The organism is Streptosporangium nondiastaticum (assembly GCF_003011965.1).
Classification (GTDB): domain Bacteria; phylum Actinomycetota; class Actinomycetes; order Streptomycetales; family Streptomycetaceae; genus Streptomyces; species Streptomyces nondiastaticus.
The window spans coordinates 1-23,495 of sequence record NZ_PXWG01000018.1 but is presented as its reverse complement, the minus strand read 5'-3'; the positions used below and the strand labels follow the sequence as shown (position 1 = coordinate 23,495).

The following is a 23,495-nucleotide window of genomic DNA, read 5'->3' as shown; positions in this document are numbered from 1 at the left end:
GCACGCGCCGGCCGGGGTCAGCCGTAGAGCCTGCGCATCGTGAAGTCGACCATCTGCTCGACGGCCTTGGCGTCGAAGACCATGCGGTGGTCGCCCTCGATGTCGAGCACGAAGCCGTAGCCCGTCGGCAGGAGGTCGATCACCTCCGCGCCCGTGATGACGAAGTACTTGGACTCCTTGCCCGCGTACCGCCGCAGCTCCTTCAGCGACGTGAACATGGGGATCACCGGCTGCTGCGTGTTGTGCAGCGCGAGGAAGCCGGGGTTGTCGCCGCGGGGGCAGTAGACCTTCGACGTGGAGAAGACCGTCTGGAAGTCCTCCGCGGACATCGAGCCCGTGGTGAAGGCCCGCACCGCGTCCGCAAGCGACGGAGGAGACGGCTCCGGATAGAGCGGCTGTTCGCCGTAGACACCGGGACCGCCGTGCTGCTGAGGCGGCGGTGGCGGCGGCGCGTAACCCTGCGTGCCCGCGTTCTGGTCGTAGCCGTACATGCCGCAAAGCGTAAAGGGTCACAGTCGGTCGAACAGGGGTTGCGTCTTATTACCGGTGGGTAGCATCATGCAGATTACTGCCCGGTACGTATTTGAGGGTTCATCCTCCCAGTCCTACGGAGCCGTTGTCATGGGCCACTACAAGTCGAATCTCCGCGACATCGAGTTCAACCTCTTCGAGGTCCTCGGCCGCGACAAGCTGTACGGCACCGGCCCGTTCGCGGAGATGGACGTCGAGACCGCCAAGGACATCCTGTCGGAGATCACGCGCCTCTCGGAGAACGAGCTGGCCGACTCCTTCGCCGACGCGGACCGCAACCCGCCGGTCTTCGACCCGGACACCAACACCGCCCCGGTTCCGGACACCTTCAAGAAGAGCTACCAGGCCTACATGGACGCCGAGTGGTGGCGCCTCGGCATCCCGGAGGAGATCGGCGGCACCACCGCGCCCCGCTCCCTGATCTGGGCCTACGCCGAGTCGATCCTGGGCTCCAACCCGGCCATCTGGATGTACTCCTCGGGCCCGGCGTTCGCCGGCATCCTCTTCGAGGAGGGCACCGAGCAGCAGAAGCACATCGCGAAGATCGCGGTGGAGAAGCAGTGGGGCTCCACCATGGTGCTGACCGAGCCGGACGCCGGCTCGGACGTGGGCGCCGGCCGCACCAAGGCCGTCCAGCAGGAGGACGGCTCCTGGCACATCGAGGGCGTGAAGCGCTTCATCACCTCGGGTGAGCACGACATGGCGGAGAACATCCTCCACTACGTCCTCGCCCGCCCCGAGGGCGCCGGCCCCGGCACCAAGGGCCTCTCCCTCTTCCTCGTGCCGAAGTACGAGTTCGACTTCGAGACCGGCGAGCTGGGCGAGCGCAACGGCGTCTACGCGACCAACGTCGAGCACAAGATGGGCCTCAAGGCCTCCAACACGTGCGAGATGACCTTCGGCGACAAGCACCCCGCCAAGGGCTGGCTCATCGGCGAGAAGCACGACGGCATCCGCCAGATGTTCATGATCATCGAGTTCGCCCGGATGATGGTCGGCACGAAGGCCATCGCCACCCTCTCCACCGGCTACCTCAACGCGCTGGAGTACGCCAAGGAGCGCGTGCAGGGCCCGGACCTGGCCAACTTCATGGACAAGACCGCGCCCAAGGTCACCATCACCCACCACCCCGACGTGCGCCGCTCGCTGATGACGCAGAAGGCGTACGCGGAGGGCATGCGCGCCCTCGTCCTCTACACCGCCTCGGTCCAGGACGAGATCATGGTCAAGGAGGCCGCGGGCGAGGACGCCAAGGCGCTGCACGGCCTCAACGACCTGCTCCTGCCGATCGTCAAGGGCTACGGCTCCGAGAAGTCCTACGAGCAGCTCGCCCAGTCCCTGCAGACCTTCGGCGGCTCCGGCTACCTGCAGGAGTACCCGATCGAGCAGTACATCCGGGACTCGAAGATCGACACGCTCTACGAGGGCACCACGGCCATCCAGGGCCAGGACTTCTTCTTCCGGAAGATCGTCCGTGACCAGGGCCAGGCCCTGAACACCCTCTCCGAGGAGATCAAGAAGTTCCTGGCCTCCGAGGCCGGCGGCGAGGAGCTGGCCGGCGCCCGCGGCGCGCTCGCCAAGGCCGCGGTCGACCTGGAGGCGATCGTCGGCAAGATGATCACCGACCTCACCGCGACGGGCGAGGACGTCAAGAACATCTACAAGGTCGGCCTGAACACCACCCGCCTGCTGCTCGCCTCCGGCGACGTCGTCATCTCGTACCTGCTCCTCAAGGGCGCGGCCGTGGCCGCCGAGAAGCTGGACGGCGCCTCCGCCAAGGACAAGGCGTTCTACACCGGCAAGATCGCGGCGGCGAAGTTCTTCACCTCCGACATCCTGCCGCGCGTCTCCGTCGAGCGCGCGCTCGCCGAGGCCGTCGACAACTCCCTCATGGAGCTGGACGAGGCCGCGTTCTAAAGACCAGGCCGCGTTCTGATCGGTCTCCGACCGGTTCGCCGGACAGAACAGGGCTGTTGAGGCCCACGTGAACAAAGGGGCAAGAGCCCGGGCGCAAACCCCCGCCCGGCTCTTGCCCTGATCCTTATCCTGAGGCCATGAGCTCTGCGCACCGCTTCGACCGCGGCCACACCGACGACCTGATGACGTTCCTCGCCGCCAGTCCCTCCCCCTACCACGCGGTGGCCAACACCGCCGAGCGGCTGGAGAAGGCGGGATTCCGCCAGGTCGCGGAGACCGACGCGTGGGACGCCACGACCGGCGGCAAGTACGTGACGCGCGGCGGCGCGATCATCGCCTGGTACGTGCCGGAGGGCGCGACGCCCGCCAGCCCCTTCCGGATCGTCGGTGCGCACACCGACTCGCCCAACCTGCGCGTCAAGCCGCTGCCGGACACCGGCTCCGCGGGCTGGCGCCAGGTCGCCGTGGAACTCTACGGCGGCACGCTCCTCAACACCTGGCTGGACCGCGACCTCGGCCTCTCCGGCCGGGTCACCCTCCGGGACGGCAGCCACCGCCTCGTCAACGTCGACCGCCCGCTGCTGCGCGTCCCCCAGCTCGCGATCCACCTCGACAGAGGCGTCAACCAGGACGGCCTCAAGCTCGACAAGCAGAAGCACATGACCCCGATCTGGGGCCTGGGCAAGCCGAACGAGGGCGACCTGATCCGCTTCGTGGCCGAAGAGACCGGCATCGCCGCGGACGACATCGCCGGCTGGGACCTGATGGTCCACAGCGTGGAGGCGCCCGCCTACCTGGGCCGCGACCAGGAGCTTCTGGCCGGCCCGCGCATGGACAACCTCCTCTCCGTGCACGCCGGCACGGCGGCGCTGATCGCCGCCACCGCTTCCGAGGGCCTCCCGTACATCCCGGTCCTGGCCGCGTTCGACCACGAGGAGAACGGCAGCCAGTCCGACACGGGCGCGGAGGGCCCCCTCCTGGGCAACGTGCTGGAACGATCCGTCTTCGCCCGCGGCGGCACGTACGAGGACAAGGCCCGCGCCTTCGCCGGCACGATCTGCCTCTCCTCCGACACGGGCCACGCGGTCCACCCCAACTACACGGAGCGCCACGAGCCGGGCCACCACCCCGTCCCCAACGGCGGCCCGATCCTCAAGGTCAACGTCAACCAGCGCTACGCCACGGACGGCAGCGGCCGGGCGGTGTTCGCCGCGGCGTGCGAGCGGGCGGGCGTGCCGTGGCAGCACTTCGTGTCCAACAACGCCATGCCCTGCGGCACGACGATCGGCCCGATCACGGCGGCGCGGCACGGCATCGCCACGGTGGACATCGGCGTGGCCTGCCTGTCGATGCACTCGGCGCGCGAGCTGTGCGGGGCGGACGACCCGTACCTGCTGGCGGCGGCGCTGACGGCGTTCCTGGAAGGCTGAGCGCGTTGAGCACGGTGAAGCACCGCATCTGGGCCGCGGCGGCCCTGGCCGTCACGGCGGCCCTCACGCTGACCGCGTGCGGAAGCAAGAACGACGACAAGGCCGGCGCGAAGGACGAGCCGTCGGCCGTGGCCCCCTCGGCCGACGAGGGGGAACCGGGTGAGGAGGAGGCGGACGACAAGCCTCAGGACAAGGGCGACGCCTGCGCGCCGTCGGACATGAAGGTCGAGGCCGGTTCGCGGTCCGGCAAGGTCCTGCTCGTGGCGACGAACACCGGCAAGAAGCCGTGCACGGCCTACGGCTTCCCGTACGTCCGCTTCGACCAGGACCAGGCGACGGCGGCCGCGGGCGAGGAGACCAAGCCGAAGGCGCCGGTCAAGGTGGCGCCGGGCAAGTCCGCCTATGCGGCCGTCACACCGACCGCGCCCGACGGTTCGGGCGGCCCGGGCCGCGACGCGCACAAGCTGTCCCTGACCTTCCAGAGCCCGAACGGCGACCCCTTGCAGGGCGACCCGTCGACGCCGGCCCTCCCCACCGGCACGCTCCACGTGGACGACCAGGCGAAGGCCACGTACTGGCTGCCGGACGAGGCCGCCGCGCTCAAGGGCTGACGCCTTCCCTCCGATTGGCCGTTCCGGTCCGGGGTACGCGATGCGTGCCGGCACCGGAACAGCCAATCGGATACGGAGGCTTCACCATGGGCATGGGATGGTGCATCGGTCTGATCGGGATCGGGGCGATCCTCACCTTCGCGGTCGACTGGCACGTCGACGGCATGAACGTCCCGCTGGTGGGACTGATCCTGATGGCGGTCGGCTTCATCGGCACCGCCGCGTACGTCAGCATCTACAAACGCCGCAGGGTGCAGGCCCCGCCGCCGGCAGCGCCGGTGGTGGAGGAGGACCACCGCTTCATCCGCTGAGCCCTCACGGGCCGCGGCCGCCGAAGGGCAGGAGGGCCGGGGGCGCAGGGGCAGGGGTCCGGGACGCTGACGTGTATTTGCGGGCCCGTCGACGACGAGGGCGCCGCAGCGGCGCGGGGCACGGGCCCGTAAATATACGGTCCCGGACCCCTGCCCCGGAGCCGCCGGCCCGGCCCCGCAACGACGCGTCAGCCGCAGCCGTCAGCCGTCCAGCCCCGCAAGAACCAACGGCAGCCGCTCGGCCCCGCCAGGGACGACCCGCACCGGCACACCCCAGTCGTTCTGATGCATGTGACAGGCCGGGTACTCGTTGGCCGGATCGTCGTCACACGACGCCGCCATCGCCGAGACGTGCAGGATGCCCTCGGTCACGCCCTCCGCCAGCACCAGATCGCGCCCGAGGTCCGTACCCGTCCCCGCGCCCTCCGCCAGGAGCCCCGGCGGTGTGGAGCTGACGATCAGCCGCGTCGACGGCCCGTACCGCGTGTCGAGCTTCTGCCCCGCCGGCGCGGAGAAGACGACGTCGACCCGCAGCCGCCCGGGCGCCACGTCCGTCGCGGCCCGCTGCGTCTGATGGGCGACGGCCTCCACCCGTACCGCGGACTCGGGCAGCCGCAGCCGCGTGAGCCGGTGCCGGGCGGACTCGACCACGACGACGTCGTCCCCGGCGAGCACCGCGTCGGACGGCTCCCGCAGGTCCGTGGCCAGGGTGGTCACCTCGCCGCTCGCCGGGTCGTAGCGCCGCAGCGCGTGGTTGTACGTGTCGGCGATGGCGACGGACCCGTCGGGGAGGGCGGTGACGCCGAGCGGGTGCTGCAGCAGGGCCTGCGACGCGTCCCCGTCGCGGTGCCCGAAGTCGAACAGGCCTTTGCCGACGGCGGTGTGCACGAACCCGTCACGGTCGACCCACCGCACGGCGGACCCCTCGGAGTCGGCGACCCACAGCCGCTCGCCGTCGGCCGACGCCGCGAGCCCGGACGGCTGGGCGAACCAGGCCTCGCGCAGCGGCCCGTCGACGATGCCCTCGTTCGTCGTGCCGGCGGCGGCCTCGACCGTCCCGCTCCCGGGGTCGTACGTCCACAGCTGGTGCACGCCGGCCATGGCGATCCACAGCTTCCCGTCGAACCAGGCGACGTCCCAGGGGGAGGAGAGTGAGACCTCAAGGGCGGGCCCGGACGTGGGCTGCCCCTGCATCCACTGCCGCCCGGTGCCGGCGATGGTGGTCACGGCACCGGTCTCCGGGTCGTAGGAACGCAGTGCGTGGTTGACGGTGTCGGCGACGACGACCTTGCCGCCGGGCAGCAGGGCGAGCCCCTGGGGCTCGTTGAACGAGGGGACGCCGCCGGACGGGGCGCCGCCGTCGGACGCCCCGGAGCCGAAGCCCCGCTCGCCGCTGCCGATCCGCCGCACGACCGTCTCACCGTCGGCCGCCATCTCCACCAGCTGGTGCCGCGTGGAGTCGGAGACGAGGAACCCGCCACCGGGCAGCACGACCGCCTTCCCCGGGAACCGGAGGTCCGTGGCCACGGGCTCGGGCGCCACGTACGGCCCGTCCCCCCGCCGCAGCGTCCCCTTCGCGCCGTGCTCGGCCTCCAGCTCGGCGACGAGCGCCTCCAGGGCGTGGGCGTGGCCCTCGCCGGAGTGCTGGGCGACGACGTACCCCTCGGGGTCGATCACCACGAGCGTGGGCCAGGCCCGCACGGCGTACTGCTTCCACGTGGCGAGCTCGGGGTCGTCGAGGACGGGGTGCTCGACCCCGTACCGCTCGACGGCGTCGACGACGGCCTGGTGCTCGGCTTCGTGGACGAACTTCGGCGAGTGCACACCGATGATCACCACGGTGTCGCGGTGCTTCTCCTCCAGCTCGCGCAGCTCGTCGAGGACGTGCAGGCAGTTCACACAGCAGAACGTCCAGAAGTCGAGGATGACGATGCGTCCTCGCAGGTCAGCGAGGGAAAGGTCGACATTTCCGGTGTTCAGCCAGCCGCCCTTGCCGATCAGTTCGGGGGCGCGGACGCGTACTCGTGGGGCCATACAGCCATCAAACAACATCCGCCACAGCGGGCATTCCCCCGTCCGGGGAATGACACACGGCGACACACGGCGTTAATCTCCGCGGACGCCGAGGACCCGGTCCTTGAGCGCGGGAAAGTCCTCGCGGATCCGGTCGACGCGCGCGAGGTCGAGGTCGACGGCGAGGACCTCCTCCCCGCCCCCGGCCTCGGCGACCACCTCTCCCCAGGGATCGACCACCACGCTGTGCCCGGCCTGCTCCACCCCCGCGTGCGTGCCGGCCGTGCCGCAGGCCAGCACGTACGCCTGGTTCTCGACGGCCCGCGCGCGGGCGAGCAGGGACCAGTGGGCGCGGCGCCGCTCGGGCCATCCGGCCGGTACGACGAACATGCGGGCGCCGCGGTCGACGAGGGCGCGGAAGAGCTCGGGGAACCTCAGGTCGTAGCAGGTGGCGAGGCCCGCCACGGCGCCGGGCAGGGAAACGGTGACCGGCTCCGTGCCCGCGGCCATGGTCACGGCCTCGCCCTTGTCGAAGCCGAAGCGGTGGATCTTCCGGTACGTGCGCACGAGTTCGCCGCCCGGGGAGAAGACCAGGGAGGTGTTGTACAGGGCCCCGTCGGCGTCGCGCTCGACGATCGATCCGGCGTGCAGGTGGACGGCCGCGTCGCGCGCGGCGGCGGACATCGCCCGCGCCGTGGGACCGTCCAGCGGTTCCGCGCCGGCCGCGAACGACTCGAAGGAGAAGGCGCCCACGTGCCACAGCTCGGGCAGGACGACGAGATCGCTGCCCGCCTGTTCCCGCACCAGCGCCGCCGCGCGGTCGCGCCGTTCGGCGACCGGCTCGGCCGGATCGACGTTTATCTGAATCAGGGAAGCACGCACAGTACCCACCACTCTCAGCACACGAAACCTCTGCCGGGTCGCCCGCGCGCAGCGTAACTTAACTAACGCACCCGCATCAGGAACGCCGACGCACTGCCGCACCCGTAGCCAGTAGCCCGTAACTCGTAGCCCGTAGCCCGTGTCAGGAACGCCCACGCACCCGCCGCACCGCCCGAGGGATCACGTGACCGTCCACCCGAATCTTCAGCCGGCCATCGACGCCTGGACCCACTCCATCGAAGCGATCAACGACTTGGTGAAACCGCTCGCCGAGAGCGACTGGAACCGGGCCACCGAGTGCCCCGGGTGGTCGGTGCGCGACGTCGTCTCGCACGTCATCGGCGTGGAGACCGAAATGATGGGTGAGCCGCGGCCGATCCACACGCTGCCGCGCGACCTCTTCCACGTCACCGACGAGTTCTCCCGCTACAACGAGGTGCAGGTGGACGTGCGGCGCTGTCACACCGCACTGGAGATGACGTCGGAGCTGGAGCTCATCGTCATCCGCCGCGCCCGCCAGCTCCGCAACGAGACGCGCGGCCCGCAGACGCCGATCCGCTGGCCGCTCGGCTCCGGCAACGAGCAGCCGCTCGAACGCGCCCTGGTGGTACGGGCCTTCGACGTGTGGACGCACGAGCAGGACCTGCGCCGCGCGCTCGGCATGCCCGGCAACCTGGACTCGCCCGCCGCGGTCATCTGCCGGGACTTCCTGCTGGGCGCCCTGCCGAAAGTCGTGGCCAGGGACGCGGGCGCGCCGCCGGGATCGGCGGTCGTCTTCGACGTGCACGGCCCGCTGGAGTTCCTGCGGACCGTGCGCGTCGACCAGCAGGGGCGGGGGACGATCGACAGCAGCGTGTCGCTGGGCCCGACGGTGACGCTCGCGATGGACTGGGAGACGTACGCGCGGCTGGCGTGCGGGCGGGTGCAGCCGGAGGCGGCGCTGGGGCGGATCAAGGTGGAGGGGGAGCCGGGGCTGGCGGAGGCGATCCTGAGGGAGTTCGCGATCACGCCGTAGCACCGGCCGTAGCACCGGCGTTCGCCACCGGAGCAGCCCGCAGGGCCGGCGCCTACGCCGTGGACCCCGGCGAAACCGCCGGCACGTGCACCGTCTCCACCCGCGAGGCCACCACCCGCTCCTGCTCCCGCCGCTGCGCGCGCGTCCGCAGCCGCAGGATCTGGGACAGGCCGAGCGCTTCCAGGACGAAGACGGAGCAGAAGGCGAGCCGGTAGTCGTCCCCGGTGGCGTCGAGCAGGACGCCCACGGCCAGCAGCGTGGTGATGGAGGCGACGAAGCCGCCCATGTTGACGATGCCGGAGGCGGTGCCCTGGCGCCCGGGCGGGTTCGCGGGGCGGGCGAAGTCGAAGCCGATCATGGACGCGGGGCCGCACGCGCCGAGCACGACGCATTCGGTCACGAGCAGCCACATGGGCGCGTGGGCGCCGGGCCAGCCGGCCACGGCGGCCCACAGCAGCGCGGTCGCGCCGACCGTGCCGAGCGCGAGGGGCAGCCGGGCCGCGTGGTGGCGGGCGATGATCTGCCCGTAGACGAGCCCGACGGCCATGTTGGAGAGCACGACGACGGTCAGCAGGACGCCCGCGGTCCCCCGCGCGAGGCCCTGCGCCTCGACCAGGAACGGCATGCCCCACAGCAGCAGGAAGACCATGGCGGGGAACTGGGTCGTGAAGTGCACCCACATGCCGAGCCGGGTGCCGGGTTCGCGCCACGCCAGGACGATCTGGCGCCCGGCGAAGCCCTTGCCGCCACCGGCTCCGTCTCCGTGCGCGGCCGGCGGCGGCTCGTGGCCCTCCGGGTGGTCCTTCAGGAACAGCAGCGTCAGGAGGAGGACGAGGACGCCCGCCGCCGCGCTGCCGCCGAACGTGGCGGTCCAGCCGGCGTCGTGCAGCAGCCGGGCGAGGACCACGGTGGAGACGAGGTTGCCCGCCATCCCGAAGAGCGCCGCCACCTGCGCGATCATCGGTCCGCGGCGGGCGGGGAACCAGCGCGCGCCGAGCCGGAGGACGCTGATGAACGTCATCGCGTCGCCGCAGCCGAGCAGGGCGCGGCTGGCGAGGGCCGTGCCGTACGCGTGGGAGAGGGCGAAGGCGAGCTGCCCGGCGGTGAACAGGACGGCGCCGAGCGCCAGCACCTTCTTCGTGCCCAGCCGGTCGACCATCAGGCCGACGGGTATCTGCATGCCCGCGTAGACGAGCAGCTGGAGTATGGAGAACGTCGACAGCGCGGACGCGTTGATGTGGAAGCGCTCGGCGGCGTCGATGCCCGCGACGCCGAGGCTCGTACGGAAGATGATGGCGACGAAGTAGACCCCGACGCCCAGACCCCAGACGGCGACCGCGCGCCGTCCGCCGGGTGGGTCGCCGGGCAGCGCTGCGGCCCCCTGACTCATCGGTGCTCCCCCACTCGTTGATCCCGCTCGTTCATCGGATCCCGCTCCGGGCGGTCATCGGATCCCGCCCCGCTCGTTCATCGGATCTCGCCCTGGGCGAGGTTGCGCACCCAGCTCACGTGCTGGTCGATGACGGCGACGGCGGCCTCGGCGTCGCCGGCGCGCAGCGCTTCGAGGATCTCGGTGTGCTCGCTGTGGTTCTTGGCGATGCGGTCGGGGTGGGCGTGCATCACGGCCACTCCCATCCGCAGCTGGCGGTCGCGCAGCTGGTCGTAGAGCCGGGAGAGGATCTCGTTGCCGGCGCTGCGCACGATCTCCGCGTGGAAGGCGCGGTCGCTGACGGAGACCGCGGCCAGGTCACCGGCGGCGGCCTGGCGTGCCATGTCGTCGAGCAGCTCTTCCAGGCGGCCGATGAGCAGCGGGGAGGCGGGTACGGCCTTGGCCGCCGCGTACTTCTCGACGAGCAGCCGGGTCTCGACGACGTCGGCGATCTCCTGTGCGGAGACGGGCAGGACGAGGGCGCCCTTCTTCGGGTAGAGCTTGATCAGCCCTTCGGCCTCCAGCCGGAGCAGGGCTTCGCGCACGGGGGTGCGGGACACCCCGACGGCCTCTGCCAGATCCCCCTCGGTGAGCAGCGTGCCGCCTTCGTAGCGGCGCTGCAGGACGGCTTCCTTGATGTGCGTGTAGACGCGCTCGGCGGCGGGAGGCTGCTTGGTCCGCTGGAACGGCACGGCCGGGGCGATTGGCATGCACGCAGCATAGATACAAGATATATACGCAGAAAGAGGGGGTCCGCGATCCGGACAAGGGGCGTCCCGGCTTACGGTCCTGTCCAACCGCCCGCCCGGCAGGGCCTAGGGCACTGTCCAGCCGCCCGCCCGGCAGGGCTTAGGGCGCCGTCCAGCCGTCCGCGGGCGTGATGAAGACGAATCGCAGGTCAGGACGCTGTATGGGCAGCAGCACATGACTCGTCACCCGCACCTCCCGCCCACCGTGGAACGGCAGTTGCAGCCGGAACACGTCCCCGTCGCGGTGCTCGACCACGTCGTGCTCCTCGGCCCAGATGCGCCGGCAGTCGGCGTCCGCGTCGAGGATGTCGCGTACGAGCGTGCGCAGTTCGGTGTTGGCGGGGTCGCTGTTGGCGGCGACGCGCAGCATGGCGAGGTACGTGCGGGCGCAGGCGTCCTCCCAGTCGAGCATCTGCTCGCGGGCCTCGGGGTCGAGCAGCGCCCAGCGCATCAGATTGGCGCCGGGCCGCCGCACCCAGGGAAACCACTCGCCCATGAGGGAATTCGCCGCGACGATATTCCAGGCCACGTCGGAGAGATAGGCGGGATAGGACGTCTGCTGTTCCAGCAGGGTTTTGACGCCGTGCGGGAGATCGCCCCGTCCGGCACCGGCTTCCCGGGAGAGTTCACCGGGCGGGCGGCGGCCGCTCACCGCGAGAAAGAGCGTGAGCGTCTCTGCGTCGCTGAGCCGCAGCGCGCGGGCGACGCGGAGGAGGAATTGCTCGGAGAAGTCCTGCCGGCGGCCGGCTTCCAGCGCGCGGTACCAGCCCTCGCTGACCCCGGTCATCCGGGCCACGTGGGCCTGGGAGAGGCGGCGCCCGGGGCGGGGGAAGACGCCGCGCAGCTCGCGGACGGTGCGCGCGTCGACGCGGGCCCGCCAGGCGCGGAGAAGGCGGCTGATGGATTCACCGTCCACGTGGTCGGCGGCGTCCACGCGTCCTCCAATTCCGACAGTGCAAGTGTCGGTCAATCCTAAGTAAATTGCCCCGCACGGGCTATTCCAGCAGCTGACCCGGCTGGGATTCCCCAGGCCGCTCCGCATCACGACGGGGGCCCGGACGCCGCGCTCTCTCCTCGCTGGAGGGGGGTGAGGAGAGGAGCGTCCGGGCCTTTCGTCGTTTATGTCGTACCTAATTCAACCAATCAATCCAGGGGCCCCGGGCCGGGATCATCCCCAGGTGATCAGCCGCTGGGGATTCTCCAGCACCGCCGCCGTGTCGGCGAGCACCTTCGAACCCAGCTCGCCGTCGACCAGGCGGTGGTCGAAGGACAGCGCCAGCGTCGTCACGTGCCGCGGCTTGACCTTGCCCTTGTGGACCCACGGCTGCAGCTTGATCGCGCCCACGGCCAGGATCGCGGACTCGCCCGGGTTGAGGATGGGCGTGCCGGTGTCGACGCCGAAGACGCCCACGTTGGTGATGGTCACCGTGCCGCCGGACATGTCCGCCGGGCTGGTCTTCCCCTCGCGGGCGGTCGCCACCAGCTCGGACAGCGCCGTGGACAGCTCGGGAAGCGTCTTGACCCCGGCGTCCTTGATGTTCGGCACGATCAGCCCGCGCGGCGTGGCCGCCGCGATGCCCAGGTTCACGTAGCCCTTGCGGACGATCTCCTGGTTCTCCTCGTCCCACGACGCGTTGACGTCCGGGTTCCGCTTGATCGCGACGAGGAACGCCTTCGCGACGAGCAGGAGCGGGTTGACGCGCAGGCCGGCCATGTCGGGGTCGTCCTTGAGCTTCTGGACGAGCTTCATGGTGCGGGTCACGTCGACGGTGACGAACTCCGTGACGTGCGGCGCGGTGAAGGCGCTCGCGACCATCGCCTGGGCGGTGGCTTTGCGGACCCCCTTGACCGGGATCCGGGTCTCGCGCGCGGCGAGGTCCGCACCGGCCGCGGGAGCGCCCGCGACGGCCACCGGCTCCTCCGCGACCGGGGCAGTCGCGGCCGAGGCGGCGGCGTGGACGTCCTCGCGCGTCACGATGCCGTCGGCACCGGACGGGACGACGGAGGCGAGATCGACCCCGAGGTCCTTGGCGAGCTTGCGGACGGGAGGTTTGGCGAGCGGACGAGCACCAACGGAGGCCGCCTGGGCCTGAGCGGCCGGCGCTGCCGGCGCGGCCTGCTCGGCCGGGGCAGCGGGCGCGCTCCCGTTGAGCTCCGCCTGTATGGCGGCGGCGACCGGCTGAGCCGGTACGGGCTGCTGCTTGCGCGCGCGGCGCTTCGTGGACGAAGGCGCCGCCCCGTACCCGACGAGCACGGCCTGCCGCCCCTGCGGCTCCTCCGGCTCCTCGGCGGGCGCGGCCGGGGCCGCGGCCTGCTCCGGCGCGGCCGGGCCCGCACCGGGCTGGGTGTCCACCGAGATGATCACCTGGCCGACGTCGACCGTCGTCCCCTCGGGGAACCGCAGCTCGTGCACGACCCCGTCGAACGGGATCGGCAGCTCCACCGCCGCCTTGGCCGTCTCGACCTCGCACACGACCTGCCCGTCGGTGACGGTGTCGCCGGCGGCCACGTACCACTTGAGGATCTCGGCCTCGGTGAGCCCCTCGCCCACGTCGGGCATCTTGAACTCGCGGAAGCGCTGGTCGTTCGCGGTCCTTGCAGTCATGGTCACGACTCTCCTCAAACCCCTCAGTACGCCAGCGCGCGGTCGACGGCGTCGAGCACCCGGTCCAGTCCCGGAAGGTACTCGTCCTCCAGCCGGGACGGCGGGTAGGGCGCGTGATATCCGCCGACCCGCAGGACCGGGGCCTCCAGGTGGTAGAAGCAGCGCTCGGTGATCCGGGCGGCGATCTCCGCACCGGTGCCCAGGAAGACCGGGGCCTCGTGGACGACGACCAGCCGGCGGGTGCGCTCGACGGACGCCTGGATGCCGTCGAAGTCGATGGGCGACATCGAGCGGAGGTCGAGGACCTCCAGGGACTTGCCCTCCTCCTCGGCCGCCGCGGCGGCCTCCAGACAGGTCTTCACCATCGGCCCGTAGGCGGCGAGGGTGAGGTCCGTGCCCGGGCGGGCGACGCGCGCGGCGTGCAGGGGGCCGGGGATGGCCTCCGTGTCGAGCTCGGACTTGTCGTGGTAGCGGCGCTTGGGCTCGAAGTAGATGACCGGGTCGTCGCTCTGGATCGCCTGCTGGAGCATCCAGTAGGCGTCCGAGGCGTTCGACGGGGAGACCACCTTCAGGCCCGCGACGTGCGCGAACAGCGTCTCGGGCGACTCGCTGTGGTGCTCGACGGCGCCGATGGCACCGCCGTAGGGGATGCGGATGACGACCGGCAGCTTGATCTTGCCGAGCGCGCGGGCGTGCATCTTGGCGAGCTGGGTGACGATCTGGTCGTACGCGGGGAAGACGAAGCCGTCGAACTGGATCTCGACGACGGGGCGGTAGCCGCGCAGGGCCAGGCCGATCGCGGTGCCGACGATGCCGGACTCGGCGAGCGGGGTGTCGATGACCCGCTCCTCGCCGAAGTCCTTCTGGAGGCCGTCGGTGACGCGGAAGACGCCGCCGAGCTTGCCGACGTCCTCGCCCATGACGAGGACCTTGGGGTCGTTCTCCAGCGCGGTGCGCAGCGAGGCGTTGATCGCCTTGGCGATGGAGAGCTTCTGGGCGGTCATCAGTGGCTCTCCTCGGCGAACGAAGCCTGGTAGGCGGCGAACTGGGCGCGCTCCTCGTCGACGAGGGCGTGGCCGTCGGCGTAGATGTTGTCGAAGATCGCCATGTCCTCGGGGTCCGGCATGGTGCGGACGCGGTCGCGCACGTGCTTGGCGAGCTCGTCGGCCTCGGTCTCCAAGCCCGCGAAGAACGCCTCGTCGGCGAGGCCCTCGCGCTCCAGGAGGGCGCGCAGCCGCTTGATCGGGTCCTTGGCCTCCCACAGCTCGCGCTCCTCGTCGCGGCGGTAGCGCGTCGGGTCGTCGGAGGTGGTGTGGGCGCCCATGCGGTACGTGAAGGCCTCGATCAGCATCGGGCCCTCGCCGGTGCGGGCCCGGTCGAGGGCGGCCTTGGTGACCGCGAGGCAGGCGAGGACGTCGTTGCCGTCGACGCGGACGCCGGGGAAGCCGTAGCCCTGCGCGCGCTGGTAGAGCGGGACGCGGGTCTGCTTCTCGGTGGGCTCGGAGATGGCCCACTGGTTGTTCTGGCAGAAGAACACGACCGGGGCGTTGTAGACGGCCGCGAAGGTGAAGGCCTCGGCCACGTCGCCCTGGCTGGAGGCGCCGTCGCCGAAGTAGGCGATGACGGCGGAGTCGGCGCCGTCCTTGGTGATCCCCATGGCGTAGCCGGTCGCGTGCAGCGCCTGCGAGCCGATGACGATGGTGTAGAGGTGGAAGTTGTTCTCGTTGGGGTCCCAGCCGCCGTGGTTCACACCCCGGAACATGCCCAGCAGGTTGGTGGGGTCGACCCCGCGGCACCAGGCCACGCCGTGCTCGCGGTAGGTCGGGAAGACGTAGTCGTCCGGGCGGGTGGCCCGGCCGGAGCCGATCTGGGCGGCCTCCTGGCCCAGCAGGGAGGCCCACAGGCCGAGTTCGCCCTGGCGCTGCAGGGTGGTGGCCTCCGCGTCGAAGCGGCGGGTCAGCACCATGTCCCGGTACAGGCCGCGCAGTTCCTCGGCGGACAGGTCGATGGAGTAGTCGGGGTGCTCGACCCGCTCGCCCTCCGGCGTCAGCAGCTGTACGAGCTCGGGCTCGCCCGCCGCCTTGGCGGTCTTGGCGCCGGCGCGCTTGCTGCCGCCGCGGCGCGGCTTGCGCGCGGCAGTGCTGTCCACAGTCACGTGTGCTCCTCCGTCAGTCCGGCCCCCGGGGTCGCCGGCGGCCAGAGGGGGTTCCCCCGCCGTGAGGCAGGAGAATGCTCGCTCGATCCCCGACGGCACACGGGGTGGGTGTGCCGAGGCCGGAACCGGGCGTGACAGGCGCCCCGGCGAAAGGCCTGCAATAAGCACGTTACCCAGAAGGCCGCATTCCTGCGAAACCCCGCCTGACCTGCAATTTTGCTTGGATTTCCAAGTAAATCGAGAAAGCGGGGCGACGCTCCTGGTCACGACCTTGTGAGCACAGCCCGTGCGGGCTGCCGGAACGACGGCACGTTATCCCGGAGGACAAGAGCAGGGGAAGACTCGGTGTGTGAGACTGGCACTGTGCCCGAACAAGGAAAAATCACGGTATTTCTGCTCGACGACCACGAGGTCGTCCGGCGCGGGGTGCACGAGATGCTGGCCGGGGAGGCCGACATCGAGGTCGTCGGGGAGGCCGGGACGGCCGCGGACGCCTTGGTGCGCATTCCCGCCACGCGCCCTGACGTGGCTGTTCTGGACGTTCGCCTTCCGGATGGCAGCGGCGTGGAAGTCTGCCGGGAAATCCGTTCGCAGGACGAGCAGATCAAATGCCTGATGCTCACCTCCTTCGCCGATGACGAGGCGCTCTTCGACGCGATCATGGCGGGCGCCTCCGGCTACGTACTGAAGGCAATTCGTGGCAATGAGTTGCTCGCCGCCGTACGGGACGTGGCGGCCGGGAAATCCCTGCTCGACCCCGTGGCGACGGCGCGGGTGCTGGAGCGGCTGCGCGACGGCAGGGCGCCCAAGGGCGACGACCGGCTGGCGAGCCTGACCGACCAGGAGCGCCGGATCCTGGACCTGATCGGCGAAGGGCTGACCAACCGCGTGATCGGCGAGCGGCTGCACCTGGCCGAGAAGACGATCAAGAACTACGTCTCCAGCCTGCTCTCCAAGCTGGGCATGGAGCGGCGCTCCCAGGCGGCGGCGTACGTGGCGCGGCTGCAGGCGGAGAAGCGGTGAATCTGCCGGATTTACGGTAAACCGGTGATTCAGGACCAATGTCCTGCGCCATAGGGGCGGGTGCCCCTATGGGCGGGCGGGGCGGGCGTGCACAGTGGTGCCATGCTCTCCGCGCATCCCGACCGACACCGAGCCCTCGAACTGCTCGGCCGCACTCCTTACGGCCGCCTCTCGGTCAGCATGCGCGCGCTCCCCTTCGTCACCGTCGCCCGCCACATCGTCTCCGGCGGGAGCGTCCTACTCCGCCTCCACGGCGACTTCGGATACGCACAGGCCTGCGACGGCAACGTCGTCGCGTACGGCGCGGACAACCTCGGCGACCGCCGCGAGGGCGACGAGGACGTGTGGACCGTCCAATTCGTCGGCACCGCACGCCTCTTCCTCCCCTCCGGGGAGGACCTGGAACGCTTCGGACGGCCGCCCCGCACGGCGGACGCGACCCCCTTCCGTCCCGAATACCTGTGCATCGAACCGCAGTTCACCACCGTGCATCACCTCGAAGGGGTCCCCGCGCGACAGGCCGCGCACTCAGCGTGATTTAACATTTGGGACGTGCCACGCTCACTTGTCACCGATGCCCCGCCCGACACCGGACCCGACATCGGCCCCGACACCGGCACCCTGCACACGCTGCTGCGCCGCTACGACCGAGCGGGCGAGCCCGTCTCGTGCATCCCCCTGACCCAGGGCCTGCTCAACCGCGGCTACCGCCTCACCACCACCCGCGGCCACTTCTTCCTCAAGCACCACCTCGACGGCGACCAGGCCGCCATCGCCCGCCAGCACAGCGTCACCCTGCGCCTGGCCGCCCTCGGCCTGCCCGTCGCCCCGCCCGTGGCCCGCACCGACGGCACCACCGTCACCGTCCTGGGCGGCCGCTGCTACGCCCTGCACCCCTGGGTCGAAGGCCGCCACCGCGACGGCGGAGAGCTGACCCTCGCCCAGTCCCGCAAGCTCGGCGCGCTGCTCGGCCACGTCCACACGTGCCTGGCGAAGGTCTGCCGGGAGGAGACCCCCGACGGGCCGCTCGCGCCCCTCGCGCCCGCAGAAGGCCCTGGACGGGCGCCTGCGGGCCCGGGAGGCCCCGGGAGGCCCGAAGACGCCTCGGCCGACCCGCAGGACACGTACGCCCTCATCGAGGAGCTCCTCGGGCTCGTCCGCCGGGGCCGGGGCAGCCGCCCGCGCGACTCCTTCGACGAACTCGCCGAGCACCGGCTGATCGAACGCCGCGCCCTGCTGGAGCGCCACGCCCACCGCCGGCCCGCCGACGGCACCGCGCCCGGCTGGGTGCACGGCGACTTCCACCCGCTCAACCTGCTCTACCGCGGCGGCGAACCCGCCGCGATCGTCGACTGGGACCGGCTCGGCGTGCGGCCCCGCGCCGAGGAGGCCGTCCGCGCCGCCGTCATCTTCTTCCTCCGGCCCGACGGCACGCTCGACCTCGCGAAGATACGCCCCTACGCGCGCGCGTACCGGCGTGCGAGCGGTGCCGGGCCCGCCGAACTGGGCGCTGCCGTCCACCGCGTGTGGTGGGAACGGCTGAACGACTTCTGGATGCTGCGCTGGCGCTACCAGCGGGGCGACCACCGCGCGGACCCCGGCTTCCCGGCGTCGGCCGCGCTGACGGTGTGGTGGACGCGGTCTTATGAGGCGGTGCGGGACGCATTCACGGACTGATCCCGGAACGCTCCCCGAATGGCTTGAGGGCACCCGATGCGGAATCGGGTGCCCTCAAGTACGTGCGTGCTGCCGGTTGCTTCCGGCCCGTGAGCCGGATCAGCCGCCCGTGACCGGGCCGGGACCGCTCTGACCGGTGGTGGTGCCGGTAGCACCGGTCTGACCGGTCGTGGTGCCCGCGGTGGTGCCGGTGCTGCCCGACTGACCGGCGGTGGTACCGGGCTTGTCGTCGCCGCCGGTTCCGCCGGTGGACGGCTTCGTCGACGGGTCGGGCTTCGTCGACGGGTCGGGCTTGGTCGACGGGTCGCCGGTCGGCGGCAGGGACTGCTTGTGCGACGGCTGACGGCGGCCGGTGTCCTCGCCCGTGTCCGTGGTGTCGTCCTCGCTGTCCGAGCCGCGCTGACGGCCCGTGTCGCCCGTGGTGCCGTTGCGGCCCGTGGAGGGGGACTTCTGGGCGTCGGGGCTCTCGGAGCCGGAGGGGCCGGGGGAGGACGGGCCGACGGACGTCTTGTCCTTCGCCGGCTTCCCTCCCTGGCCGCCGCTCGTCTGGAACGCCTTCACCGCGTAGACGGCGCCCGCCACCAGCACGATCGCCACCACGGCGGCGATGAGCAGCATCTTGCCCTTGCCGCCGCCCTGGCCGCGGCCGCCGTTGCCGCCGTAGCCGTCGAACCCGCCGTCGTCGCCGTGGCGCGGCGGCAGGATCGGCTGCTGCGAGGTGTTGCCGTGCGGCGCGTGCGGCATGGCCGTGGTGTGCTGGCCGCCGACGGCGCCCATCACCTGCGTGGCGCCACCGGCGAGGTGGTCGATGGGGCCGGTGTCCCAGGAGCCGGTGTGGGCGCCCGCGTCGTGCAGCATCTGCAGCGCGTACTGCACCAGCCCGCGCATCTCCTCGGCGCTCTGGAACCGGTCGTCCGGGTCCTTCGCGAGGGAGCGCATGACGAGCCCGTCGAGCTCCGGCGGCACGCTGCCGAGGACCTGCGACGGCGCCACCGGCATGTCCTGGACGTGCTGGTAGACGACCGAGAGCGGGGTCTCGCCGGTGAACGGCGGACGCAGCGCGAGCAGTTCGTAGAGGAGACAGCCGGTGGCGTAGAGGTCCGAGCGGGCGTCGACGGTCTTGCCGAGGGCCTGCTCCGGGGAGAGGTACTGCGGGGTGCCCATGACCATGCCGGTCTGGGTCATGGTGGAGGCCGCGCCGTGCAGGGCGCGGGCGATGCCGAAGTCCATGACCTTCACCGCGCCGCTGTTGGTGATGATCACGTTGGCGGGCTTGATGTCACGGTGGACGATGCCGTGCTGGTGGCTGTAGGCCAGCGCTTCCAGCACGCCCGAGACGATGATGAGCGCCTGCTCGGGCGGCGGGGCCTCGGCGTTGAGCAACAGGTCGCGAATGGTGCGGCCTTCAACCAGTTCCATGACGATGTACGGAACGACGTTGCGGCCGACGGTGTCCTCGCCGGAGTCGTAAACGGCGACGACCGCGTGGTGGTTGAGGCCGGCGACCGACTGTGCCTCGCGGGTGAAGCGGGCCTTGGAGACGGGGTCCTCGGCGAGGTCGGCACGGAGCAGCTTCACCGCGACCGTACGGCCGAGGCGCACGTCCTCGGCGGCGAAGACCTCGGCCATGCCGCCGCGGCCCAGCCTGTGCGTCAGCCGGTAGCGGCCGTCACCCACCAGTCCGCCATTACCCCACATTTCCGGCACATCGGGCATTCCGCCCTCGTTGGCGTCAGGGTCGGACGGACCCTGGGCGCTCTGCGTCTGTGCCATCAGTCCTCGCCGTCGTGTCTGGCCGCGTCGCGCGGAAGGCGCTGCGGTGGGAAAACGGTCTTCCGCTAAGGCACGCTACAGGTTCCGCGGCGCGCGCCGGTCCGGGATGGACGCGCTATCAAACCCGCACGGCCCTGGGCAAGGCAAATCTCGTGACGTCTTGTCGCGCATCCCGTCACGGAACGGGCACGCGGCTTGACGTGCCCGCGGCCTGGGGCAGACTTGGCCGAGATATATCGACAGAGTCGAAACGTATGCCACTGCCGGCGCGGTGGCACCTCGTAGCCAGGCAGTGCGCCCAAGGGGGAAGTAGAACGATGAGCCAGGACGGCGCACAGGGCCGCTACGCGGGCCGCTCTGTCGGTGGCGGCCGCTACCAGCTCCGGGACCTGCTGGGCGAGGGCGGGATGGCCTCCGTCCACCTGGCCTACGACTCCGTCCTGGACCGTCAGGTCGCAATCAAGACACTTCACACGGAGCTCGGCCGGGAAGCGTCCTTCCGCGAGCGGTTCCGCCGCGAGGCCCAGGCCGTCGCCAAGCTCACACACACCAACATCGTCTCGGTGTTCGACACCGGCGAGGACGACCTGGACGGGTCGACCATGCCGTACATCGTCATGGAGTACGTCGAGGGCCGGCCGCTGCGCTCCGTCCTCGACGCGGACGTGGCGCAGTTCGGCGCGATGCCGGCCGACAAGGCGCTGAAGATCACCGCCGACGTGCTGGCGGCGCTCGAGGTCAGCCACGAGATGGGCCTGGTCCACCGTGACATCAAGCCCGGCAACGTGATGATGACCAAGCGCGGCGTGGTCAAGGTGATGGACTTCGGCATCGCCCGCGCCATGCAGTCCGGCGTCACGTCGATGACGCAGACCGGCATGGTCGTCGGCACGCCGCAGTACCTCTCCCCCGAGCAGGCCCTCGGACGGGGCGTGGACGCCCGCTCCGACCTGTACTCGGTCGGCATCATGCTCTTCGAGCTGCTGACCGGGCGGCTGCCGTTCGACGCGGACTCGCCGCTGGCCATCGCCTACGCGCACGTCCAGGAGGAGCCGGTCGCTCCCTCCTCGATCAACCGCTCGATCCCGCCGGCGGTCGACGCGCTCGTCGCCCGGGCCCTGAAGAAGAACCCGAACGAGCGCTTCCCGAGCGCCGAGGCCATGCGCGACGAGTGCGCGCGGGTCGCGGGCACGGCGCAGGCCGCGCCCTCCCCGATCATCATCGCGGGCGGTCCGCCGGCGCGCAGCGGCGCGGGCGTCAGCTCCGCGGTCTTCCCGCCCGTCGACCAGCAGGCCCCCGCGCCGGGCCCTGGAGGCGTCCAGACGCCCTACCAGCCCCCGGCGGCCCCCGGGCCCTACAACGGCGGCTACGGACCCTCCTCGGGCGCTCAGCAGGCCGCTGGGGGCTATCCGACGCCGGTGCAGCCCTTCCAGGCCGGCCCGGGCGGCCCCAGCACGCCCCCGCCGTACTCGACCGGCCCGTCCACCGCGGTCGGCTCGCCCTCGGGCGGCGGCGGCAAGAGCAACAAGGCCGTCATCGTCGGCTCGGCGGTCGTCGCGGTCCTCGCGGTCATCGGCGTGATCGCCGCCATCACGCTGGGCGGCGGCAAGAAGGACGACGAGGCCGGCAGCGGCGGCACCACCGGCGGCCAGAGCCAGGCGCCGGTCGCCCCGAACCCGGGCGGCGGCTCGACCGGCGGCGGCACCACGTCCACGAGCGGCGGTGCGACGGCGGGCGGCAGCACCGGCGGCACGCAGAGCAAGCACAAAGAGGGCGACAAGTCGAAGACCATCGACCCGGCGAAGTGCACCAAGGCCTACGAGTACTACAGCGACAAGTCGAAGAAGTCGGCCCCCGACTTCCGCTACATGTACATCGACTCCGTGAAGTCGTGCCTCCAGGCGGCCGGCTGGAAGTACCGGATCGACGTGTCGTCGGAGAACACGTGGGGCAAGGGCACGGTGCTCAACCAGGTGCCGGCCGCGGGTGACCCGTTCGACCCGAAGTCGCCGTCTGACCAGTTCGTGCTGACGGTGTCGACGGGCGACCCGGCTTCGTAAGGCCGCCCGGCCTCGTAAGGCTGTCGTTGTGCGTGTGCCCGGTACGTCCCCTCAGGACGTACCGGGCACACGCACAAGCGGGCTGACGCTCGCTCAGAGGCCTCAGAGATACGGGCCGGAGCGCGCGCCGCCGTGCTGGTGGCCGTCGCCCTCGTCGTCCGCCAGGACACCGGCGGGCAGCGCCCTGCGCATCTGCTCCAGCTGGGCCCGGGCGGCCATCTGCTGGGCGAACAGCGTCGTCTGGATGCCGTGGAACAGGCCCTCCAGCCAGCCGACCAACTGGGCCTGCGCGATGCGCAGTTCCGCCTCGCTGGGCACGCTGTCGTCCATGAAGGGAAGCGACAGGCGCTCCAGCTCCTCGACCAGCTCGGGGGCCAGGCCGTCCTCCAGCTCCTTGACGGAGCTGTGGTGGATCTCCTTGAGCCGGACCCTGCTCGCCTCGTCGAGAGGTGCGGCCCGCACTTCCTCCAGCAGTTGCTTGATCATGCTGCCGATGCGCATGACCTTCGCAGGCTGTTCGACCATTTCCGTCACCGGGACCTCGCGCGACTCGTCGTCGCCCTCCCCGCCGCCGGGGCTGGCGCTGCCGAGAGCCATGCCGTCCGGGCCTACGACCAGGACTTTGGGGCTCTCCTCCTGCGACCGTTCATTCCTCGGCATATCCATGCCGCCATTCTCTCGCACATGTGATTTCCCCCTGTTGATGCCCCCGTACACGCCTGATCCACCGTGCCACGCGCCCTGCCGCGCGCCCCTTTCCCGCTCCGCGCGCCCCGTTTTTCACCACCTGCGCCGTATTGCTCACTTCATTGCTCACTTCGCCCTGCGCAGCCGCAGGGCGAAGAACCCGAGCCCGAGGCCGGTGAGGGCGAGACCGGTGCCCAGGGGCAGGACGCGCAGCACGCGGTCACCGTAGGCGGCGGTCCTGGCGGCGTGGGGGGCGGAGGAGCGGGTCGACACGGGGTCGGGGGTCACCGGCCCTGCGGGCCCCTGCGGCTGTTCGGGGACACCGCCCGCCTCGTCCACGGCGGCCGGCGGCGCGGTGTCGGGGGCGTCCTCCCCCGGTACGTCCTCGACCGTGTCGTCAGCGTCCTCACCCGCCTCCGTACCGGTGTCGTCCGAGGGGTCCGCGGAGGGCGGTCCGGAAGGGTCGTCGGAGGAGAGTGAACCGGATATCGAGGGCGGGCCCGGCCGGGTCGTCCGGCCGGGATCGCGGCCCGGGTGGAGGCGCCCCTCGCCGGCGGACGTCCCGGCGAGCCTGCCCTCGCCGGGGGCCGGCGGGGCCGAGGGGCGGCGAGTGGGGCCGGGCGTCGG

Annotated in this window: 20 protein-coding genes and 1 pseudogene; 9 read left to right on the top strand and 12 right to left on the bottom strand. The window is 71.3% G+C overall.

Annotation, left to right across the window (positions count from 1 at the left end; genetic code table 11):
• Positions 1-17 precede the first annotated feature (17 nt).
• Positions 18-491, bottom strand: coding sequence for an SseB family protein (locus tag B7P34_RS10600; RefSeq protein WP_106675595.1), 474 nt, complete (start codon positions 489-491; stop codon positions 18-20).
• A 130-nt stretch (positions 492-621) separates the two neighbouring features.
• Between B7P34_RS10600 and B7P34_RS10595 the strand changes: the two genes are divergently transcribed.
• The 4 genes from B7P34_RS10595 to B7P34_RS10580 all read left to right on the top strand — a co-directional run bounded on the left by B7P34_RS10595 (position 622) and on the right by B7P34_RS10580 (position 4,800).
• On the top strand, positions 622-2,448 hold the full coding sequence (locus B7P34_RS10595; RefSeq protein ID WP_106675594.1) for an acyl-CoA dehydrogenase: 1,827 nt from the start codon (positions 622-624) through the stop codon (positions 2,446-2,448).
• Between the two features lie 137 nt (positions 2,449-2,585).
• Entirely contained in the window at positions 2,586-3,878 is a 1,293-nt protein-coding gene (locus tag B7P34_RS10590; RefSeq protein WP_106675593.1) for a M18 family aminopeptidase, read from the top strand.
• A gap of 14 nt (positions 3,879-3,892) precedes the next feature.
• Entirely contained in the window at positions 3,893-4,489 is a 597-nt protein-coding gene (locus tag B7P34_RS10585) for a DUF4232 domain-containing protein (protein WP_223267728.1), read from the top strand.
• An 86-nt stretch (positions 4,490-4,575) separates the two neighbouring features.
• Positions 4,576-4,800 carry a hypothetical protein gene (locus B7P34_RS10580; protein WP_106675591.1) on the top strand — a complete coding sequence of 75 codons (225 nt, stop codon included), beginning with the start codon at positions 4,576-4,578 and terminating at the stop codon, positions 4,798-4,800.
• Positions 4,801-5,001: 201 nt separating this feature from the next.
• Here B7P34_RS10580 and B7P34_RS10575 read toward each other — a convergent pair whose 3' ends face one another.
• Together B7P34_RS10575 and B7P34_RS10570 are read right to left on the bottom strand one after the other, a co-directional pair.
• Positions 5,002-6,834, bottom strand: a complete 1,833-nt coding sequence (locus B7P34_RS10575) for an NHL domain-containing thioredoxin family protein (RefSeq protein WP_106675590.1) — start codon at positions 6,832-6,834, stop codon at positions 5,002-5,004.
• Positions 6,835-6,906: 72 nt separating this feature from the next.
• Positions 6,907-7,695, bottom strand: coding sequence for a carbon-nitrogen family hydrolase (locus B7P34_RS10570; RefSeq protein ID WP_106675589.1), 789 nt, complete (start codon positions 7,693-7,695; stop codon positions 6,907-6,909).
• A gap of 184 nt (positions 7,696-7,879) precedes the next feature.
• Between B7P34_RS10570 and B7P34_RS10565 the strand changes: the two genes are divergently transcribed.
• On the top strand, positions 7,880-8,710 hold the full coding sequence (locus tag B7P34_RS10565; protein ID WP_106675588.1) for a maleylpyruvate isomerase family mycothiol-dependent enzyme: 831 nt from the start codon (positions 7,880-7,882) through the stop codon (positions 8,708-8,710).
• Positions 8,711-8,762: 52 nt separating this feature from the next.
• On the opposite strand, the gene B7P34_RS10560 is transcribed toward B7P34_RS10565, so the two are convergent.
• From B7P34_RS10560 to pdhA, 6 genes are all read right to left on the bottom strand, one after another.
• A complete protein-coding gene (locus B7P34_RS10560) occupies positions 8,763-10,100 on the bottom strand; it encodes an MFS transporter (RefSeq protein ID WP_106675587.1) in 1,338 nt (445 codons plus the stop codon).
• Between the two features lie 77 nt (positions 10,101-10,177).
• Positions 10,178-10,849 (bottom strand): GntR family transcriptional regulator, encoded by a 672-nt coding sequence (locus tag B7P34_RS10555; protein ID WP_106675586.1) that lies wholly within the window; start codon positions 10,847-10,849, stop codon positions 10,178-10,180.
• A gap of 139 nt (positions 10,850-10,988) precedes the next feature.
• On the bottom strand, positions 10,989-11,822 hold the full coding sequence (locus tag B7P34_RS10550) for a helix-turn-helix transcriptional regulator (protein WP_189382666.1): 834 nt from the start codon (positions 11,820-11,822) through the stop codon (positions 10,989-10,991).
• A 234-nt stretch (positions 11,823-12,056) separates the two neighbouring features.
• Positions 12,057-13,493 carry a dihydrolipoamide acetyltransferase family protein gene (locus B7P34_RS10545; protein WP_106675638.1) on the bottom strand — a complete coding sequence of 479 codons (1,437 nt, stop codon included), beginning with the start codon at positions 13,491-13,493 and terminating at the stop codon, positions 12,057-12,059.
• A 23-nt stretch (positions 13,494-13,516) separates the two neighbouring features.
• Positions 13,517-14,497 (bottom strand): alpha-ketoacid dehydrogenase subunit beta, encoded by a 981-nt coding sequence (locus tag B7P34_RS10540; RefSeq protein ID WP_106675584.1) that lies wholly within the window; start codon positions 14,495-14,497, stop codon positions 13,517-13,519.
• Positions 14,497-15,546 carry a pyruvate dehydrogenase (acetyl-transferring) E1 component subunit alpha gene (gene pdhA / locus B7P34_RS10535; protein WP_223267727.1) on the bottom strand — a complete coding sequence of 350 codons (1,050 nt, stop codon included), beginning with the start codon at positions 15,544-15,546 and terminating at the stop codon, positions 14,497-14,499. Before pdhA ends, B7P34_RS10540 begins: the two co-directional genes overlap by 1 nt.
• 465 nt (positions 15,547-16,011) lie before the next feature.
• Here pdhA and B7P34_RS10530 point away from each other — a divergent pair, with 465 nt between their 5' ends.
• The 3 genes from B7P34_RS10530 to B7P34_RS10520 all read left to right on the top strand — a co-directional run bounded on the left by B7P34_RS10530 (position 16,012) and on the right by B7P34_RS10520 (position 18,348).
• Positions 16,012-16,671 (top strand): response regulator, encoded by a 660-nt coding sequence (locus B7P34_RS10530; RefSeq protein ID WP_106675582.1) that lies wholly within the window; start codon positions 16,012-16,014, stop codon positions 16,669-16,671.
• Positions 16,672-16,773: 102 nt separating this feature from the next.
• Positions 16,774-17,208 (top strand): pyridoxamine 5'-phosphate oxidase family protein, encoded by a 435-nt coding sequence (locus B7P34_RS10525; protein WP_106675581.1) that lies wholly within the window; start codon positions 16,774-16,776, stop codon positions 17,206-17,208.
• Between the two features lie 15 nt (positions 17,209-17,223).
• Complete coding sequence (locus tag B7P34_RS10520) at positions 17,224-18,348, top strand: phosphotransferase (protein ID WP_223267715.1); 1,125 nt, start codon at positions 17,224-17,226, stop codon at positions 18,346-18,348.
• A 99-nt stretch (positions 18,349-18,447) separates the two neighbouring features.
• On the opposite strand, the gene B7P34_RS10515 is transcribed toward B7P34_RS10520, so the two are convergent.
• A complete protein-coding gene (locus B7P34_RS10515; protein ID WP_106675580.1) occupies positions 18,448-20,121 on the bottom strand; it encodes a protein kinase domain-containing protein in 1,674 nt (557 codons plus the stop codon).
• A gap of 317 nt (positions 20,122-20,438) precedes the next feature.
• Between B7P34_RS10515 and B7P34_RS10510 the strand changes: the two genes are divergently transcribed.
• On the top strand, positions 20,439-22,181 hold the full coding sequence (locus B7P34_RS10510) for a protein kinase domain-containing protein (RefSeq protein ID WP_106675579.1): 1,743 nt from the start codon (positions 20,439-20,441) through the stop codon (positions 22,179-22,181).
• Positions 22,182-22,283: 102 nt separating this feature from the next.
• On the opposite strand, the gene B7P34_RS10505 is transcribed toward B7P34_RS10510, so the two are convergent.
• Both B7P34_RS10505 and B7P34_RS10500 read right to left on the bottom strand, forming a co-directional pair.
• Positions 22,284-22,847 carry a bacterial proteasome activator family protein gene (locus B7P34_RS10505; protein WP_106675578.1) on the bottom strand — a complete coding sequence of 188 codons (564 nt, stop codon included), beginning with the start codon at positions 22,845-22,847 and terminating at the stop codon, positions 22,284-22,286.
• A 147-nt stretch (positions 22,848-22,994) separates the two neighbouring features.
• Positions 22,995-23,495 (bottom strand): annotated as a pseudogene (locus B7P34_RS10500) (hypothetical protein); the annotation flags it as partial.